Annotated in this window: 14 protein-coding genes and 1 pseudogene; 9 read left to right on the plus strand and 6 right to left on the minus strand. The window is 38.9% G+C overall.

Features of this window, described 5'->3' with window-relative positions; all coding sequences use genetic code 11:
* Positions 1-36: 36 nt before the first annotated feature.
* The 4 genes from GWI58_RS00515 to rnm form a co-directional block, all read right to left on the minus strand.
* Positions 37-948 carry a hypothetical protein gene (locus GWI58_RS00515; RefSeq protein WP_237611655.1) on the minus strand — a complete coding sequence of 304 codons (912 nt, stop codon included), beginning with the start codon at positions 946-948 and terminating at the stop codon, positions 37-39.
* 233 nt (positions 949-1,181) lie between these two features.
* On the minus strand, positions 1,182-2,108 hold the full coding sequence (gene rluB / locus GWI58_RS00520; RefSeq protein ID WP_004243055.1) for a 23S rRNA pseudouridine(2605) synthase RluB: 927 nt from the start codon (positions 2,106-2,108) through the stop codon (positions 1,182-1,184).
* 366 nt (positions 2,109-2,474) lie between these two features.
* Positions 2,475-3,095 (minus strand): L-threonylcarbamoyladenylate synthase, encoded by a 621-nt coding sequence (locus tag GWI58_RS00525; protein ID WP_004243057.1) that lies wholly within the window; start codon positions 3,093-3,095, stop codon positions 2,475-2,477.
* Positions 3,096-3,119: 24 nt separating this feature from the next.
* The gene (rnm, locus tag GWI58_RS00530) at positions 3,120-3,980 is read right to left on the minus strand and encodes an RNase RNM (RefSeq protein WP_094959222.1); all 861 of its coding nucleotides are present in this window, start codon (positions 3,978-3,980) and stop codon (positions 3,120-3,122) included.
* Between the two features lie 318 nt (positions 3,981-4,298).
* On the opposite strand from rnm, the gene GWI58_RS00535 reads away from it, so the two are divergent.
* From GWI58_RS00535 to GWI58_RS00565, 6 genes and pseudogenes are all read left to right on the plus strand, one after another.
* A complete protein-coding gene (locus GWI58_RS00535; protein WP_094959223.1) occupies positions 4,299-5,876 on the plus strand; it encodes an anthranilate synthase component 1 in 1,578 nt (525 codons plus the stop codon).
* Positions 5,876-7,469, plus strand: a pseudogene (gene trpD, locus GWI58_RS17800) (bifunctional anthranilate synthase glutamate amidotransferase component TrpG/anthranilate phosphoribosyltransferase TrpD). Before GWI58_RS00535 ends, trpD begins: the two are co-directional and overlap by 1 nt.
* Before the next feature lie 5 nt (positions 7,470-7,474).
* Complete coding sequence (gene trpCF / locus GWI58_RS00550; protein WP_094959225.1) at positions 7,475-8,848, plus strand: bifunctional indole-3-glycerol-phosphate synthase TrpC/phosphoribosylanthranilate isomerase TrpF; 1,374 nt, start codon at positions 7,475-7,477, stop codon at positions 8,846-8,848.
* Positions 8,849-8,864: 16 nt separating this feature from the next.
* Positions 8,865-10,055, plus strand: a complete 1,191-nt coding sequence (gene trpB / locus GWI58_RS00555) for a tryptophan synthase subunit beta (protein ID WP_004243066.1) — start codon at positions 8,865-8,867, stop codon at positions 10,053-10,055.
* Positions 10,055-10,864: a tryptophan synthase subunit alpha gene (gene trpA / locus GWI58_RS00560; protein ID WP_004243068.1), complete on the plus strand. Its 810-nt coding sequence runs from the start codon at positions 10,055-10,057 to the stop codon at positions 10,862-10,864. The genes trpB and trpA overlap by 1 nt, the downstream gene beginning before the upstream one ends.
* A 270-nt stretch (positions 10,865-11,134) precedes the next feature.
* Positions 11,135-11,449, plus strand: a complete 315-nt coding sequence (locus GWI58_RS00565; protein ID WP_004243069.1) for a BON domain-containing protein — start codon at positions 11,135-11,137, stop codon at positions 11,447-11,449.
* 661 nt (positions 11,450-12,110) lie between these two features.
* Here GWI58_RS00565 and ompW read toward each other — a convergent pair.
* Positions 12,111-12,746 (minus strand): outer membrane protein OmpW, encoded by a 636-nt coding sequence (gene ompW / locus GWI58_RS00570; RefSeq protein ID WP_161768820.1) that lies wholly within the window; start codon positions 12,744-12,746, stop codon positions 12,111-12,113.
* A 443-nt stretch (positions 12,747-13,189) separates the two neighbouring features.
* Here ompW and GWI58_RS00575 point away from each other — a divergent pair, with 443 nt between their 5' ends.
* On the plus strand, positions 13,190-13,951 hold the full coding sequence (locus GWI58_RS00575; RefSeq protein WP_004243072.1) for a YciC family protein: 762 nt from the start codon (positions 13,190-13,192) through the stop codon (positions 13,949-13,951).
* A gap of 132 nt (positions 13,952-14,083) precedes the next feature.
* Here the strand turns inward: GWI58_RS00575 and GWI58_RS00580 are convergent, their stop codons facing one another.
* Entirely contained in the window at positions 14,084-15,868 is a 1,785-nt protein-coding gene (locus tag GWI58_RS00580) for a SulP family inorganic anion transporter (protein ID WP_049198843.1), read from the minus strand.
* A gap of 305 nt (positions 15,869-16,173) precedes the next feature.
* Here GWI58_RS00580 and GWI58_RS00585 point away from each other — a divergent pair, with 305 nt between their 5' ends.
* Positions 16,174-16,827, plus strand: coding sequence for a septation protein A (locus GWI58_RS00585; protein WP_004243074.1), 654 nt, complete (start codon positions 16,174-16,176; stop codon positions 16,825-16,827).
* A 73-nt stretch (positions 16,828-16,900) separates the two neighbouring features.
* A complete protein-coding gene (gene yciA / locus GWI58_RS00590) occupies positions 16,901-17,332 on the plus strand; it encodes an acyl-CoA thioester hydrolase YciA (RefSeq protein ID WP_004243075.1) in 432 nt (143 codons plus the stop codon).
* Positions 17,333-17,351: the final 19 nt, after the last annotated feature.

The following is a 17,351-nucleotide window of genomic DNA, read 5'->3' on the forward strand; positions in this document are numbered from 1 at the left end:
AAACTCGTATTATGTGTTCAGATTGCCGTAATATATTTATATCAATACAGGTTCACCTAATATACCTGCACCAAATATTCTTCCGGTCTCTTTTATTAATTGAAAGTAGGCTTCTTTATCATCCAGTATATCATTTTGTATTTGTTGGCTATAAATCCATGCCATAGACATGATATGCAGATGATAAATATTATAAAGCTCTTGTTTCTTATCAGGATCACGAGACGCTAAATACGAGTAAACTATTTCATAAATAGTATTGGCTTCTTGTACTAATTCTTTATTATTAAAATTTATTTCACTCAGTGTAGGATTAAAATCCTCAGTACGTGTATCTTTTTCATTTATCCAACTAAACTGTTCTTTTTTAGCTTGTTTGGTTAATAAATCGTGATTGTTATCGAAATGAATACCATAAGGATATTTGGCTAAAAATGTTTGAAACTCCTCTTGAGAGAAGCATTTAGTCAATACATTGCCTACCCCAGAATTCTTCCAATCTGGTAAATAAGGAGGAATAGGCTCATTTAATGGAATGTCACAACGAAAGATATTGTTGTCGATAAACACAGCATCTGTGCTATTAATAGCACCATGTATTAATTGTCCATTGATCCAAACAGAGCGCGTATCTAAATAGAAGTGTTCTTTATTTTCTTCTGAAGTAAACACGGAAGTAAAGCTATAGTATATTTCCTGAGAGGGATTAATAATCCCCCCATTATTTCCAGGGTAAACCATAAATACTTTCTTTTCACCTGAGTTTGATTCTAATATATGCTCTCCATTGGTTAATGTTATTTTTTTTACCTCACCTTTATTAATCGAAAAATGATTAGTATCAATTTTAAATTGTAACGGCACATTGTTATTGTTACTGATATAAAAAATGCCTGTTTGTGTTGTCGATGTTGTTGCCTCATCACAGCCTAAACTAAGAAAGCTCATACACAACACTGTTGTTAAATAAATATAACGATGCATATTATCGCGTATACCTTATCGTAATAAATACAAATAAAATATTAATATGATAGAAACAGCTTATCATCGTATTAATATAAGCATCATAGTTTTATTTATTATAAAAATAAAGCTATCAAAAAAAGAAGTCTGCTAAAAATTAGCAGACTTCTGTATCTAACTGAAAATTTAATTTGAATTTATCAATAATTATTCGTTTATTTGCTTTTACTTCCCGCTGATTGGCGGCGGCTTGAAGCACGCTTAGCCGGTGAAGTTGAAGTACGCGCAGAAATTTTGGTATGGCGTTTCACCGCCCGACGAATTTGATTTGCTTTAATTCGACGCTGATCTTTTTCGACAGCCACTTTGGTTACTGTCTCATCGTTTAGTTCCACCAGCTGGCGTAAATAGTTAATTTGATTTAAGCCTAGCTCAACCCATCCGCCACGTGGAAGTCCTTTAGGCAAATCAATATCACCATAACGAACACGAATAAGGCGACTAACCTGCACACCTACCGCTTCCCACATACGACGGACTTCTCGATTGCGTCCTTCCGTTAGCGATACATTGTACCATTGGTTAATGCCTTCACCGCCGCGATAAGAAACTGAACGGAATGATGCCGGCCCATCTTCTAATTGTACCCCACGAGTCAATTGACGAATTTTTGCATCATCAATTTCACCAAAAACACGTACCGCATATTCACGCTCAACTTCACGACTTGGGTGCATTAAGCGATTGGCTAACTCACCATCAGTGGTAAAGAGTAATAAACCACTGGTGTTAACATCAAGACGACCAACGGCTATCCAACGCGCACTATTTAAACGCGGAAGACGTTGGAATACGGTCGGTCTGCCCTGTGGATCACTACGTGTACATAGCTCACCTTCTGGCTTGTAATAAGCTAACACTCGACAAACATCTTTTTGTGCTTCGCGAATACTTAATATACGACCATCTAAACGGATTTTAGCTGTAGAATTGGCATCAATACGATCGCCTAATTTTGCCTTCACGCCATCAATACTGATACGGCCTTCTTGAAGATAGCCTTCAATCTCACGTCGAGAACCATGACCAGAACGAGCAAGAATTTTTTGTAATTTTTCAGTACGTTGCGATTTATCGCTCATGAAACAACCTCATGTGTCGCCTTCACAGGCGTCATAAAATAAATTAGTTTTAAAATCAATCAGGTAAAAAATAACCCATGTTTATTAAACTGTTTAACAAACACAGGTCTATTGATTCAGGGATAAGCCATGCCAAAGTGACAATAAAATGAGCATGACAAATAAAATCGTGTCGATAAAATAGCGCCTAAGGCTTCCATCGTTACTATGCCGTTTACTTCAAAAACAGCTTTCTTGATGTCACTAACCACAAGATGCGCCCAATGGCTTTATCGCAGTGCGTAAATTTAACACAAGCAATAAATCTCTTCACCTTTTATCTCACTATAATAAGTCCCCTATGATGCATTTACCAAATTTAAAAGGTTATTGAAAAGGCGTAATATCGCCCATTCCTTCACGGACAATAACGGGGCTATCTTCTGTTAAATCAATCACCGTGGTTGGCTTTTGCCCCAAGTAACCACCGTGGATCACTAAATCAACCTGTTTACCCAATAAGTCATTAATCTCTTCCGGATCTGACTCTGCAAAATCATTACCCGGTAATATTAAGCTGGTAGACATTAATGGCTCACCGATATTTTCTAATAATGCCAGCGCAATAGGATTAGAAGGTACACGTAAACCAATTGTTTTACGTTTATCATTCATTAAACGCTTAGGTACATCTTTGGTGGCTTTTAAAATAAAGGTGTAGTTACCAGGCGTATTATTTTTAATTAAACGGAAAACAACATTATCAACATAGGCATAAGTGGCAATTTCTGATAAATCTCGACACATTAGAGTGAAATTATGATGTTTATCGAGTTGGCGAATTCGACAAATACGCGTCATCGCATCTTTATTATCCAAACAACAACCTATCGCATAGCCTGAATCTGTTGGATAAATTACCACTCCGCCTTTGCGTAAAACATCCGCACTTTGTTCAATTAAACGAGCCTGCGGATTATCAGGGTGAATGTAAAAAAGTTGGCTCATATATCCCTCAACGACTTTTTGATGTTATCCCTGCCATAATGTCCATACAGGTTCAACATTAGCGGGTAACCATAAATTACGTCCTAGCTCTATCCACGAGCAAGGGCGATGAAAATCAGAACCTAACGAAGCTTTAAGATCATAAGTTTGTGCTAAAGCTGCGTGTTGTTCTCGCTCTTGTGGTGGTTGTTGGCATTGTGCCACTTCTATAGCATCACCACCTTGTTGTTTAAAATAAAGCACTAATCGCTTTAACCATTTAGAGGATAGACCATAGCGACCAGGATGTGCCAATACCGCAACTCCACCCGCTTGATGAATAGCTGTGACAGCGTCACCAATTGAGCACCATTGTGGCGGTACATAACCTGTTTTTCCTTTCGCTAAATAGCGTTTAAATACTTTATTGACCGATGCCACATGCCCTTCATTAACCAAAAAACGCGCAAAGTGTCCTCGTGTCACTTGCCCACCTTTCGCTAGGGCACTTGCTCCTTCCCATGCCCCAGCAATACCCGCTTTAGCTAAACGTTCGCCGATCATTTTAGCGCGAGTTTCACGGCATTGACTCTGTTTTGCTAGGCATGTCGTCATAGCTTGATGTTCGATATCAATCTGTAATCCAACAATATGGATTTCTATATTCTCCCACAAAGTCGATATCTCGACACCTGATATCAAAGTTAAAGGTAAACTTTTTTCTGCAATATAATTTTTGGCAGGTTGGATAGCAGCAGTAGTATCGTGATCGGTTATCGCTAATACCGTAATTTGTTTTTCAATGGCTCTATCGATTAATTCATCAGGTGAGAGCTCGCCATCTGATGCAGTAGTATGGCTATGCAGATCATAAATCACGCGTAAATCAGATAGCAATTCAGTCATTCCTTCTCCCTGTTTATCCTCAGTGATACAACGAATTTTTAAGAGTATGCCATAAAGTACTTGACGAACCTAATATAATCCAGTTTACTAGTACACAACATGAGCTAGTCTATTAAATATAAACTTATCATCCGCTGTAAGGAGATCTTATGAATATCAATCAACGTCTTATTGCTCTGTGGTGGCGCAAAACTCTTTTATGGGCGGTTTGATCTCCTGCTTAGTATCAGTGATATCTAAAACCCGCCTACCGCGGGTTTTTTTATGTGCCAATTTTGTGCTTATCAGCACCAGAAAAAAGAAAATAGAGCGATAATAATGAACACTTCACTTGCATTCCCATTAACAACTAAGGTAACGGCATTGCCTTATCACAGCGAGCCGGCGTTACTTTTCAATACGTTGTGTGAACATCGTCATCACACCTTATTGTTAGAATCCGCACAAATTGATACCAAAGCCAATTTAAAAAGTTTGTTAATCGTTGATAGTGCATTGCGTATTAGTGCAAACAAAAATCAAGTGACTGTCGATGCGTTAAGTCTCAACGGCCAATATATCTTAGCGTTATTAAAAAACGCACTAAAAGAAAAAAGCACACTCTCCGTAGAGCGAGCGGAACAATGTGTATTTACTTTTGCATCATCATCTTTCCCTCAAGATGAAGAGAGCAAGTTAAAAGCGGCTAGCGTATTTGATGTTTTACGTTTTTTCCTAGCAAATAGCACCGCAAAAGAAGCCAATGCTATTTTTGTGGGAGGGTTATTTGCCTATGACTTAGTGAACGAATTTGAATCCTTACCTGATTTAGAAGCGGTTTTTTCTTGCCCTGACTACTGTTTTTATTTAGCTGAACAGTTAATTGTGATCGACCATCAACATCATCATAGCCAATTAATTTCCGTTGCCTTTACGGATAATCCACAAGAGTGTCAGCGTCTTGATAACCGTCAGGCACAATTAGTTGCACTCGCACAGCAACCTTTAAAACAACCACAACGTCAACCATTAACACCTCAGCAAGCGGTTGTAAGTAGCAATATGAATGACGAAGAGTATGGTGCTATTGTTGAAGCGATGAAAACCTATATTCGTCGTGGCGATATTTTCCAAGTTGTTCCATCACGTCGTTTTCAAATTAACTGCCCTTCACCACTGGCTGCCTATCAAGTTTTGAAACAAAAAAACCCCAGTCCCTATTTGTTTTATATGCAAGATGCGTTATTTACCGTTTTTGGTGCGTCACCTGAAAGTGCGTTGAAATATCAAGCAAGTGATCGCCAAATTGAAATTTATCCTATCGCAGGTACACGCCCAAGAGGTCGCAATGCCGACGGCTCAATCAATGCTGATTTAGATAGCCGCATTGAGCTTGAAATGCGCACAGATACCAAAGAGTTATCAGAACACCTTATGTTGGTTGATTTAGCACGCAACGATTTAGCGCGTATCTGCCAAGCTGGAAGCCGTTATGTCGCTGAATTAACCAAAGTAGATCGCTATGCTTTTGTTATGCACTTAGTATCAAGAGTGGTAGGAACATTACGTCATGACTTAGATATTTTTCATGCCTATCAAGCCTGTATGAATATGGGGACACTCTCAGGAGCACCGAAGGTCAGTGCTATGCAACTGATTGCACAATATGAAAAAACCAAACGAGGCAGTTATGGCGGTGCAATTGGCTACTTTACTGGTAACGGTGATTTTGATACTTGCATAGTTATTCGTTCTGCTTATGTAGAAAAAGATATTGCAACTATTCAAGTGGGCGCTGGTATTGTGCTCGATTCTGATCCCAAAATGGAGGCAGAAGAAACTCGCAATAAATCACAAGCGGTTATCAATGCCATTTTACAGGCGCATGCTGAAACTCACATGCAGGAGGCTTGCTAATGGCGACGCTCTTACTACTCGATAATATCGACTCTTTTACTTATAACTTAGTCGACCTTTTACGCAGTCAACATCATCAAGTGATCATCTATCGTAATGATGTCAGCGCTTCTTTTATCGAAAAACAATTAAACCTGTTAGATAACCCTATTCTTATGTTGTCTCCCGGCCCTGGTACACCATCACAAGCGGGTTGTATGCCTGAGCTACTTAATCGCATGTTAGGTAAATTGCCTATTATTGGTATCTGTTTAGGGCATCAAGCCATTATTGAAGCTTATGGCGGTAAGGTCTCTTCTTGTGGGGAAATTTTACACGGTAAAGCTACGCTCGCCACCCATGATGGGCAGGCGATGTTTGAACATCTGCCAAATCCTCTGCCCGTCGCTCGTTATCATTCACTCTCTGGCGAAATTATACCTGAGCAACTTATCGTCAATGCGTGGTGTGATAACACCGTGATGGCCGTGCGCCATCGCCAACATCGAACTTGTGGTTTTCAGTTTCATCCAGAATCAATTTTAACCACTAAAGGCGCACAACTTTTACAACAAACCATTGCATGGGCACAAGCACCAAGAGGAGACGCATAATATGGATACTATCTTCAATAAATTATTTGCAGGACAACAATTAAGCTTAGAAGAGAGCCAAACACTGTTTAGTGCGATTATTCGTGGTGAATTAACAGAATCACAGTTAGCAGCCGTATTGATTAGTATGAAAATGCGTGGTGAGCACCCTCAAGAGATTGCCGGAGCGGCTCGTGCCCTATTGGATAATGCCTCTCCTTTTCCACGCCCAGATTATCTGTTTTGCGATATTGTGGGTACTGGCGGCGATGGAGCCAATAGCATCAATATTTCAACAGCCAGTGCGTTTGTCGCGGCAGAAATTGGTCTAAAAGTGGCTAAACATGGTAATCGTAGCGTGTCTAGTCGCTCAGGATCATCAGATTTATTAGCGGCATTTGGTATTCCGCTAGATAAAAGTGCCAACGATGCCCGCCAATTGTTAGATGAAATTGGACTATGCTTTTTATTTGCGCCGCTTTATCACAGTGGTTTTCGCTTTGCCGCCCCTGTGCGCCAACAGCTAAGAACACGCACGCTCTTTAATGTGTTAGGCCCATTAATTAATCCAGCGCGTCCGCCTTTAGCATTAATTGGTGTTTATAGTCCTGAATTATTAATGCCTATTGCAGATACCTTAAATGTCTTGGGCTACAAACGTGCGGCAGTGGTCCATAGTGGTGGAATGGATGAAGTGTCATTACATGCTCCCACACAAGTGGCTGAGTTACACAATGGGGAAATCACTCGTTATCAATTAACCCCAAGTGATTTTGGTCTGCGTCCTTGTGCGATAAGTGATCTTGAAGGCGGTACACCTGAGGTTAATCGCCAATTATTGGCTAATTTACTGCAAGGACAAGGTAAACGCGCACACACTGAATCCGTCGCTGCCAATGTCGCCTTATTAATGCGTTTACACGGACAAGAAGATTTGAAAGCTAATACCGAAGTTGCTATGCACGCAATCTATAGCGGTAAAACCATTAATCGAGTTAATGCGCTAGCCGCAAGAGGATAAAAATAATGACTGTATTAAATGCCATTGTTAAAGATAAAGCCGAATATTTAGTTGCACGTAAAGCACAGCAACCTTTATCAACCTTTATAGATAAGATTGCGCCATCGACACGCTCATTTTATCAAGCATTAACACAATCACACCCAGTGTTTATTTTAGAATGTAAAAAAGCATCGCCCTCAAAAGGGATTATTCGCTCTGATTTTGATCCCGTTGCCATTGCGAAAATTTATCAACCCTATGCAGCCGCTATTTCGGTACTGACTGATGAAAAATATTTTCAAGGCAGTTTTGATTATTTACGTCAAGTCAGTGATGCCGTTCATCAACCTGTTTTATGTAAAGATTTTATTATCGATGAATACCAAATCTATTTAGCTCGTTTTTACCAAGCTGATGCCATTTTATTAATGCTTTCTGTTCTTAATGATGAACAGTACCGTGCGCTTAGTGCCGTTGCTCACCAATTAAACATGGGAGTATTAACAGAAGTGAGCACCGAAGAAGAGCGTCAGCGGGCCATTGAGCTTAAAGCAAAAGTGATCGGGATTAATAATCGTAATTTACGTGATCTCTCTATTGATTTATCCCGTACCGAACAACTTAGCCAAGGTTTACCGCAAGAGGCTATTGTTATCAGCGAATCTGGAATTCATACCCATCAACAAGTTAAAACACTAAGTCAATATGCTAATGGCTTTTTAGTGGGCAGTGCCTTGATGTCACAAGAGAATATTGCCCAAGCGGTAAGAGCACTTATTTTGGGAAAGCATAAAGTGTGCGGCTTAACCCGCACACAAGATGTTAAAGCGGCCTATCAAGCGGGTGCCTATTATGGAGGATTAATTTTTGTTGAGAAATCACCACGAAGAGTGACGCTGTCACAAGCGCAATTATTGGTAACACAAGCGCCATTAGCTTTTGTGGGCGTTTTTCAAAACCAATCTATTGAGCTTATTTGTGACTATGCTAAACAACTTAATTTATCTGCGGTTCAGTTACATGGCGCTGAAGATGCACAATTTATAGCCCAACTAAGGGAAAAAATTGCTCCACAATGCGAAATTTGGCAAGCGCTTAATATGGCTTATCACCATGATATTCAGCACATTGCGCAAGTTAACAAATATGTATTAGATAATGGTACGGGTGGTACAGGCAACACCTTTGATTGGCAAACTATTCCGCCTACTTTACGCCATAAAGCATTACTTGCAGGTGGCCTAAACAGTGATAACTGTTTAGACGCTCTAAACACCGGTTGCTTAGGACTTGATTTTAATTCAGGGGTGGAATCTTCAGCAGGTATCAAAGATCCACAACGTCTATCGCAAGTCTTTACACAATTACAACAAAGCAAATTTTCACAAAATTTCTGACAAGGACAACATCACAATGAGAAAACTTAATCCCTACTTTGGTGAGTTTGGTGGTCAATATGTACCAGAAATATTGATCCCCGCATTAGATCAACTTGAACAAGCCTTTATTGACGCACAAAACGATCCGTCATTTCAGCAAGAGTTTCAAGATCTACTCAAAAATTATGCAGGTAGACCAACGGCACTGACACTCTGTCGCAATTTGACCCAAGGTACTCGTACCCGTTTATATCTAAAACGTGAAGATTTATTGCATGGCGGTGCTCATAAAACAAACCAAGTATTAGGCCAAGCACTGCTAGCAAAACGGATGGGAAAAACAGAAATTATTGCAGAAACGGGCGCTGGGCAACATGGTGTTGCCACTGCGTTAGCTTGTGCCCTGTTAAATATGAAGTGCCGTATTTATATGGGGGCAAAAGATGTTGAACGTCAATCACCCAATGTATTTCGTATGCGTTTAATGGGTGCCGAAGTTATTCCGGTGCATAGTGGTTCATCAACATTAAAAGATGCGTGTAATGAAGCGTTACGTGACTGGTCTGGTTGCTACGAGCGTGCTCACTACTTATTAGGCACTGCGGCAGGCCCGCATCCTTATCCCACTATTGTTCGCGAATTCCAGCGCATGATTGGGGATGAAGCTAAAGCGCAAATTTTAGCCCGTGAAGGTCGTCTCCCTGATGCCGTTATCGCCTGTATTGGCGGTGGCTCTAACGCCATTGGCTTATTCGCCTCATTTATACCAGAAACCTCAGTACAATTAATTGGTGTTGAGCCGGCAGGAAAAGGGATCGAAACAGGAGAGCACGGAGCACCATTAAAACATGGTAAGTTAGGCATTTATTTCGGTATGAAATCACCGATTATGCAAACCGAAGAAGGCCAAATTGAAGAGTCCTATTCTATTTCTGCAGGATTAGATTTCCCATCCGTAGGCCCGCAACATGCGCATTTAAACAGCATTGGCCGTGCAGATTATGTTTCTGTAACAGATGATGAAGCCATTGAGGCTTTTAAAACGCTATCACGCCGTGAAGGGATCATCCCCGCATTAGAATCGTCACATGCACTGGCCTATGCGTTGAAACTGATTGCCCAAAATCCAGATAAAGAACAACTCTTAATTGTCAATTTATCCGGACGAGGTGACAAAGATATTTTTACTGTTAACGATATTTTAGCTGCACGAGGAGAAATTTAATGAGCCGTTACCAATTATGCTTTGAAGCATTAGCACAAAAACAACAAGGCGCGTTTGTTCCCTTTGTCACTTTAGGTGATCCCGATGCTGAACTGTCGTTAAAAATTATTGACGCATTAATTGAAGGGGGGGCAGATGCGTTAGAGATAGGCATTCCATTTTCTGATCCACTGGCTGATGGCCCTACTATTCAAGGGGCAAACTTACGGGCATTAAATGCTAATGTCACCCCAACCCTCTGTTTTGAGTTATTAAGCCAGATCCGCCAAAAACACCCCACTATTCCGATTGGACTATTGGTGTATGCAAATCTTGTTTTTAGCAATGGCGTTGATAATTTTTACCATAAATGCCAACAAGCGGGTGTTGATTCAGTACTGATTGGTGATGTTCCCTTACGTGAAGCAAAACAATTTCGAGAAGCGGCATTAAGCGCGAATATTGCCCCGATTTTTATTTGCCCGCCCAATGCAGATGATGAGTTATTACAAGAGTTAGCCACCAGCGCAGAGGGATATACTTATCTATTATCAAGAGCCGGTGTTACGGGGACAGATAAACGAGCAGAACAGTCACTCACCCATTTAACCAGTAAACTTAAAGCTTATAATGCACCACCCGCATTACAAGGTTTTGGTATTTCTGAGCCACAACAAGTTTCACAGGCCATTAGTAATGGTGCATTTGGCGCTATTTCAGGATCAGCCGTTGTACAAATTATTGAAAATAACCTACATCAACCTGATGTGATGTTAAAAATGTTGACGCAGTTTGTGCAACAAATGAAAGCCGCAACAATAAGCGTTTAAGTCTAAAATTATTATCGCCGTCTGCTTAGAGAAAACTTTTTTCTAAGCAGATTTTTCCTAATTTAATCATTAACAATCGACCATCACTTCCCCATCAGCCTCTATTCGTAGCGCGAGTAATGCTTGATTCACCTGAACAAGCATAAAACTATTTTTGCTCAGTCAGTTGGCAATCTGTCATTTCTTGCACATACTTTATATAGGGTATACAGCTTTAGGTTTTCTATTCAGTAGTACTCAATCAATAATGTCATTATAAGGAGTTTGATAATGAAACTATGGGCAAAAATTTCTACCGTATTAGCGGCATTACTTATGGCCATGACTTTATCTGCATGCTCTCCAACGGCAACATCAGAAGGCACTGGGGGATATTTTGATGACTCGGTGATCACCACTAAAGTAAAAACAGCTTTAATTGGTGAGAAAAACCTAAACTCAACACAAATTAGCGTTGAGACATTTAAAGGTAAAGTTCAGTTAAGTGGTTTTGTCTCTTCACAGGCTGATGCAAATCGCGCCATAGAAACCGCACGTAAAGTCACTGGCGTTAAAGGTGTCATTAACTCAATGGTTATCCGTTAAGCTATTTTTTATAAGTCAGTAAGAAAAAAGCCACTTCGGTGGTTTTTTTCTTGTCTCATCTAAAGCAATCCACACTCTTTGGTATGAAGATCAATTTTTGACAAATTCTCTGTTTTACTAAAATTAGCCGTTTCTTTTTTACGGGTAAAATACCCCAAAAAAAACCGTTAAAACTAAAGTTATACTTATCTTTTTTCGATGTTATTTTCACCATACTGGTGACTTTCACTTAAATTTGATGCGACCATCATTTTCTTAATAGTACTATTCAATATCAGTAATAATATTTTTGGCCGCTTTAGGCGCTATTTTTTTAATTATTATTAGGCAATATCATACGCAAATAAAACATGCAAATAAAATACATCTATAAATTCCCATTTATGCGAGCCAATTAAATGCTCATCGAGAATAGTGATTATTTTTTTAACTAATAAAAAAATATAAAGATGCATTTTTAATACACCATTGAAATATCCCTCTATTATTTTAGTTATAATCAGCTAAGCCTTAATACACATAATAGAGGTAATAGAGGTAATAAAATTTTTTAGTCTAAACACGATCACTGTAGATAAGCAATTATGATTAACACAGATAAAAAAAGCGGAGCCACTGCCCCGCTGATACTTAATAGCATATTCTGTTATTGCAAGAATAATTAGAAACGATAACCAACACCGAACATAAACACAAATGGGTCTAAGCGAGTATCCACTTTATAGTGGTTTCCATCGCCATCTTTAAATTTGACATCGGTTTCGATATTCATCCACCAAACAGAAGCATTCAGCATCCAGTTTTTATCTAGGTTATAGTCTAAACCTGCTTGTGCTGCAAAGCCCCAAGAGTTTTTAAGATCTAAATCAGATAAACCTGCACCTTTCCCTGTAGAATTGAATTTTTCATCAAAGAAGGTCGTAAAGTTTAGACCAGCACCTAAATAAGGGCGTAATTTATCTTCAGCACCACCAAAGTAATACTGTGCCATTAATGTTGGCGGTAAATGTTTAACTTTAGCAATTTCGCCCACACCAGTTAAAGAAACTTTATGCTCAAAAGGTGTTGCTGCTAATAACTCAACCCCAATATTATCAGTTACCATATAACCAAAGGTTAAACCTAATTGAGTGTTGTTATTAGCATCAAAATGCCCACCTAATATAGTATCTGAACCTGTATTAGGACGAACTGTTGCAGTACCCGCACGGAATAAAAAATCACCCGCTTGATGAGCAAAAGAAATAGACGGTGCAAGTGTTGCAGCCGCTAGAATAAGCGCAGAAAGTTTTTTCATTATTTAACCCATTCCTGTAATAAGTAAAATCTCCGCTAAAATATACCCATTAATAAGTAATTATGATCTAATGCCGATCACAACTTTGGAATTATTTTTGCAGAAAGTGTTATTCCTCTCTTTATTATTTATGATGCTGATTATTTATAATTGATCCACATCAAATTTAGCATTAATACAATATTTTCTTATAATTAAATTTATTGTTTTTAAGAATCATTAAATAAAAGAACCTCATTAAAAGATGATATTTGACAATATCGTTATTTAATTGTTAATTTAATGTTTCATCTGATTTGATTATTTAATTTTCATTCACCAAACGAATGAAAAAAACCTTTCAATAACAATAGCTATAGAAATAACAGAAATGATCCCTTTTTGTTGTCTTAAAAGGTACAATATGTCCCATTGACTTAGTCTATTTGTATAGGAGCAGTTTCATGCCTACCCCGGCACGCACAATCTACCGTGATAGTCTTAACTTTTATAAAAATGAACAACGTAGCATTATCACGCTATCTGCAGTTTTGGCCCTCATTTTAGCTGTCATATATCTATTGGTTGGCCCTAATGCACAAGAATCACAAATAATTAATGACTTTATTATTAATTTTCAAAAAACCAGATTCGCTGATGTCTCACCCGCTGAATTAGAAGCGATGAATAACAGTGTTATTGGGGTATTTCAAAAGGTCTTACTGGTCTATGTTTTTGAGCTTTTTCAGCAAAGTATTCTGGTTTTAGTGATTTTAATGTTGGCAATGGCACTTTCTGCCGGTCATAACGTGACATTGAACCAAACGTTTAATGCCAGCTTACCCCGTTTACCGAAGATGTTTCTGCTAATTTTGCTCTGCTCTATTTTAATTAGTGCGGGCTTTATGTTGATTATCCCTGGTATCATTTTATTAGTGGGATTTGCACTAGCGCCAGTCGTACTGGTACGCCAACAATCTATTGGTAGCGCAATACGTCTAGGCTGGAAAATGGGCTTTGGTGAATCAGGGGCGCTGATCCCTGCCTTAGGAATTTGGATTTTATTACAATTTGGGATTGGCTTCTTAAGCAATATTACGGGTGAATTGCCTAACATGATCCACAAATTTTTATATTATTTTTTAAAGAATATTACGTCTGCATGGATGATTATTTATCTATTCCGTCTGTTTATGCTGACTGAAAATAAATATATCACCAAGTAACCCCCTCGCAGCAAACAATGTCGTGCTAATGTGATTAATAGATTAGCACGGCATTGTTATTAACATAATCATTTAAAAACAATCAATTAACCTTACACACCTATCCAGCCACTAAACCCCATGTTATTCATTCTATCCCCTCGTTTCCGTATCCCTGATGAAAGTGGCTTGGTTATCTTCAGCAAACGGCACTTGTTGTTGCTGTTTGTGTTTTTCTTTTATTTGTTGTCGACTTTGATATAAACGAATAACAAAATAGAGATCGGGTGCAATAATTAAATCATCATCATTGATAGTGATCTTGTTACGTGCAATCCAACGATTTAATTCTGTTCTGCGCCCAGCCAATACCAATTTAACGCCTTTGATCCTAAGCTCTCTAATTAGCTCATCAATAACAGCAAAAACACTCACATCGTCATAAGTAAAACTTACGGTAGCATCAACCGCTAACCATGCAGGACGTTGTGGCGCGCTGTCCACTAGCTGTAGTACCCGCTTTTTAAAATAGCCAACATTGAAATAGGTTAAGGGGGAATTAAAACGATACATCATCAATCCTGATATCGATTCAATGCCGTTACCTTGGTTGATTGAGTGGATCATTCCTTGTTCATCAACACCTAATAACTGATCACTTGGGCGGAATACAATACGTAAAAATTGCAATAACCCAAGTAACACAGCAAAACCAATGCCGTTAATCAGTCCCGCTAACAACACCGCTAATAAAGTAAAAGTCGCTAAGGTAAAAGCTTGTCGATTTCGTTTACGATAAGACCAAATATGACGAATACTTAGCAATGACCAAGAGGAAACAATCAGCACAACGCCTAAAGAAGATAACGGAATGTAGGCAATAAAGTCGGTCATAAAAAGCAACACAACTAAAATCACTAACGCTGCCACAATAGAGACCAATTGTGTTTTACCGCCAACAGAATCATTCACCGCAGTACGGCTACTGGCGGCACTTACTGCAAATCCTTGCGAAAGTGCCGATGCGATATTAGCAATGCCTAATGCCTTTAATTCTTGGTCGGCATCAACATCATAACCATTTTTGCTAGCAAAACTTCTTGCCGTCATCATAAAGCTAACAAAACTAATCACCGCAAGGTTAATGGAAGGAACAATTAATTCACGAAGTGATCCAAGATGAAAGCCACTCATTGAAACGATGGGTAAAAAGAGATCACCGTTGTCTGCTTCTTTATCAACAATAGCAATCCCATAATTGACTAAATCAAATTGCCAACTTAAATAGGTCATCACCACCATAGCAATTAACGGAGCGGGCCAACGTTGTCTAAAATGACGAATACCTAATAGTAATGCTAAGGTTAGCGCCGACATCAACAGTGTTGGCCAATGTGCTTCTTTTAATCGAAAAGGTACTTCAAGTAATTTTTCAATTAAATATTCTGGGGAGGTGGTAAAACCAAATACTTTACTCAATTGCCCCACCATGATAGTGATGGCAACGCCATTTAATAGACCTTGTAATATAGGTCTAGAGAGAAAGTCCGTAAATGCGCCAAAGCGAAAATGACTCGCAAGAATGCACCAAAAACCGGTCATTGCAGTCATTATAATGGCCAGTTGCCAACGGGTATTTTCATCCCCCGCAGAAAGAGGGATGACAACTGCGGCTATCACGGCACAAGTGGCAGCATCAGGGCCAGTAATTAATTGGCGTGAAGTGCCAAATAAAGCATACATGATCATGGGTAAGATACAGGCGTATAATCCCACAATGGCATTGATACCGAGTAATTCGGTATAAGCGATAGCAACAGGCAATGCAACCGCAGCAACAGAAAGCCCTGCTTTAATATCATATCCAAGATATTCACGCTGATAATTAAACAATAAGCCTAATCCAGGCATCCATTTTATTATTCTTTTTCCGTTCATTGATTTCCTCTTATCTGAATTACTTTTTCGCGCATTCATCAAAAAGTCGCGTGAAGAGATAATGGCTCAATGAATCATATACTAGAGTGATGTTTTAATCTCCTACCATAATCAATACTTTATCTTTAAATGACGCAAGATTAAATTAAACCTTATATTCAATGAGTTAATCTAATATAAAACCGCCATATTGTGATAAATAAGCCTGATCTTATTAAAGATATGCAATTGTTTACCCTTTTCATGTCGCTTTGCATTAGAATAACCTAGTTTATAAATTTAACGACAATAGGTTTCTATCGGTTATGAAAAACGGCTGGCTTAAGCAATTACTTGATTTCGCTCCACTATTAGTGTTTTTTATCTTTTATAAATGGCAAGATATTTTCTATGCTTCTGGCGCATTAATTGTAGCAACATGGATCTCAGTCGGTTTAACATGGCTTATTTTCCATAAAGTCGAAAAAGCACCACTGATCACCGCAATCGTTGTAACGATATTTGGTACATTGACTATCGCTTTCCATTCAGATGTCTTTATTAAATGGAAAGTCACCGCAATCTACGCCATTTTTGCGCTAGTGCTTATTGCGATGCAACTCTTTACGCCGAAAACATTAATGGAAAGAATGCTAGGTAAAGAATTAGCGATGCCAGCGACTAATTGGAAAAAACTCAATATCGCTTGGGTACTGTTCTTTTTAGCTTGTGCGCTGGGTAATCTTTATGTCGCATTTTCTTTATCTCAAGAAACTTGGGTAAACTTTAAAGTCTTTGGGTTAACAATATTAACCTTAATCTTTACTGTGATTAGTGTTGTGTATATCTGGAACAACCGGTTACCCGAAGAAGAGACGAAAGAGGAATCAACAGAAAGTCATACATCTGAAACATCAGATAACGGAACAACATCAACATCTAAAGTATTACATAAAGATGTGACATCTAAATCTGAATAATGACCTCTATTTTATCGGGAGACTGTCTCAAGGGAGTCTCCTTAGTTTTAACATTGATAGATAGTATTTCCCCATGACTGAACAACAATCTTTGCCTAATGGTGAGCTAGTATTACGTACGCTTGCCATGCCAGCTGATACTAACGCCAATGGTGATATTTTCGGTGGCTGGATAATGTCTCAAATGGACATTGGTGGTGCCATTTTAGCGAAAGAAATTGCCTTAGGTCGCGTTGTTACTGTAAGTGTAACAGGCATTACCTTTCTAAAACCTGTTGCCGTTGGCGACGTCGTTTGCTGTTATGCTCGTTGTTTAAAAACCGGTAACTCTTCAATTACTGTTAATATTGAAGTGTGGGTTAAAAAAGTAGCGACTGAGCCGGTAGGTCAACGGTATCGTGCCACTGAAGCCGTGTTTACTTATGTGGCAGTCGATGAGAATAATAGTGCTCGTCGCCTGCCTGAAGGTAAAACCAATTTTACCTTAGCAAGTACCATGGAATAACCTTTTTAAGCTCAATAAA

The organism is Proteus sp. G2674, from assembly GCF_009915195.1.
Classification (GTDB): Bacteria; Pseudomonadota; Gammaproteobacteria; order Enterobacterales; family Enterobacteriaceae; genus Proteus; species Proteus mirabilis.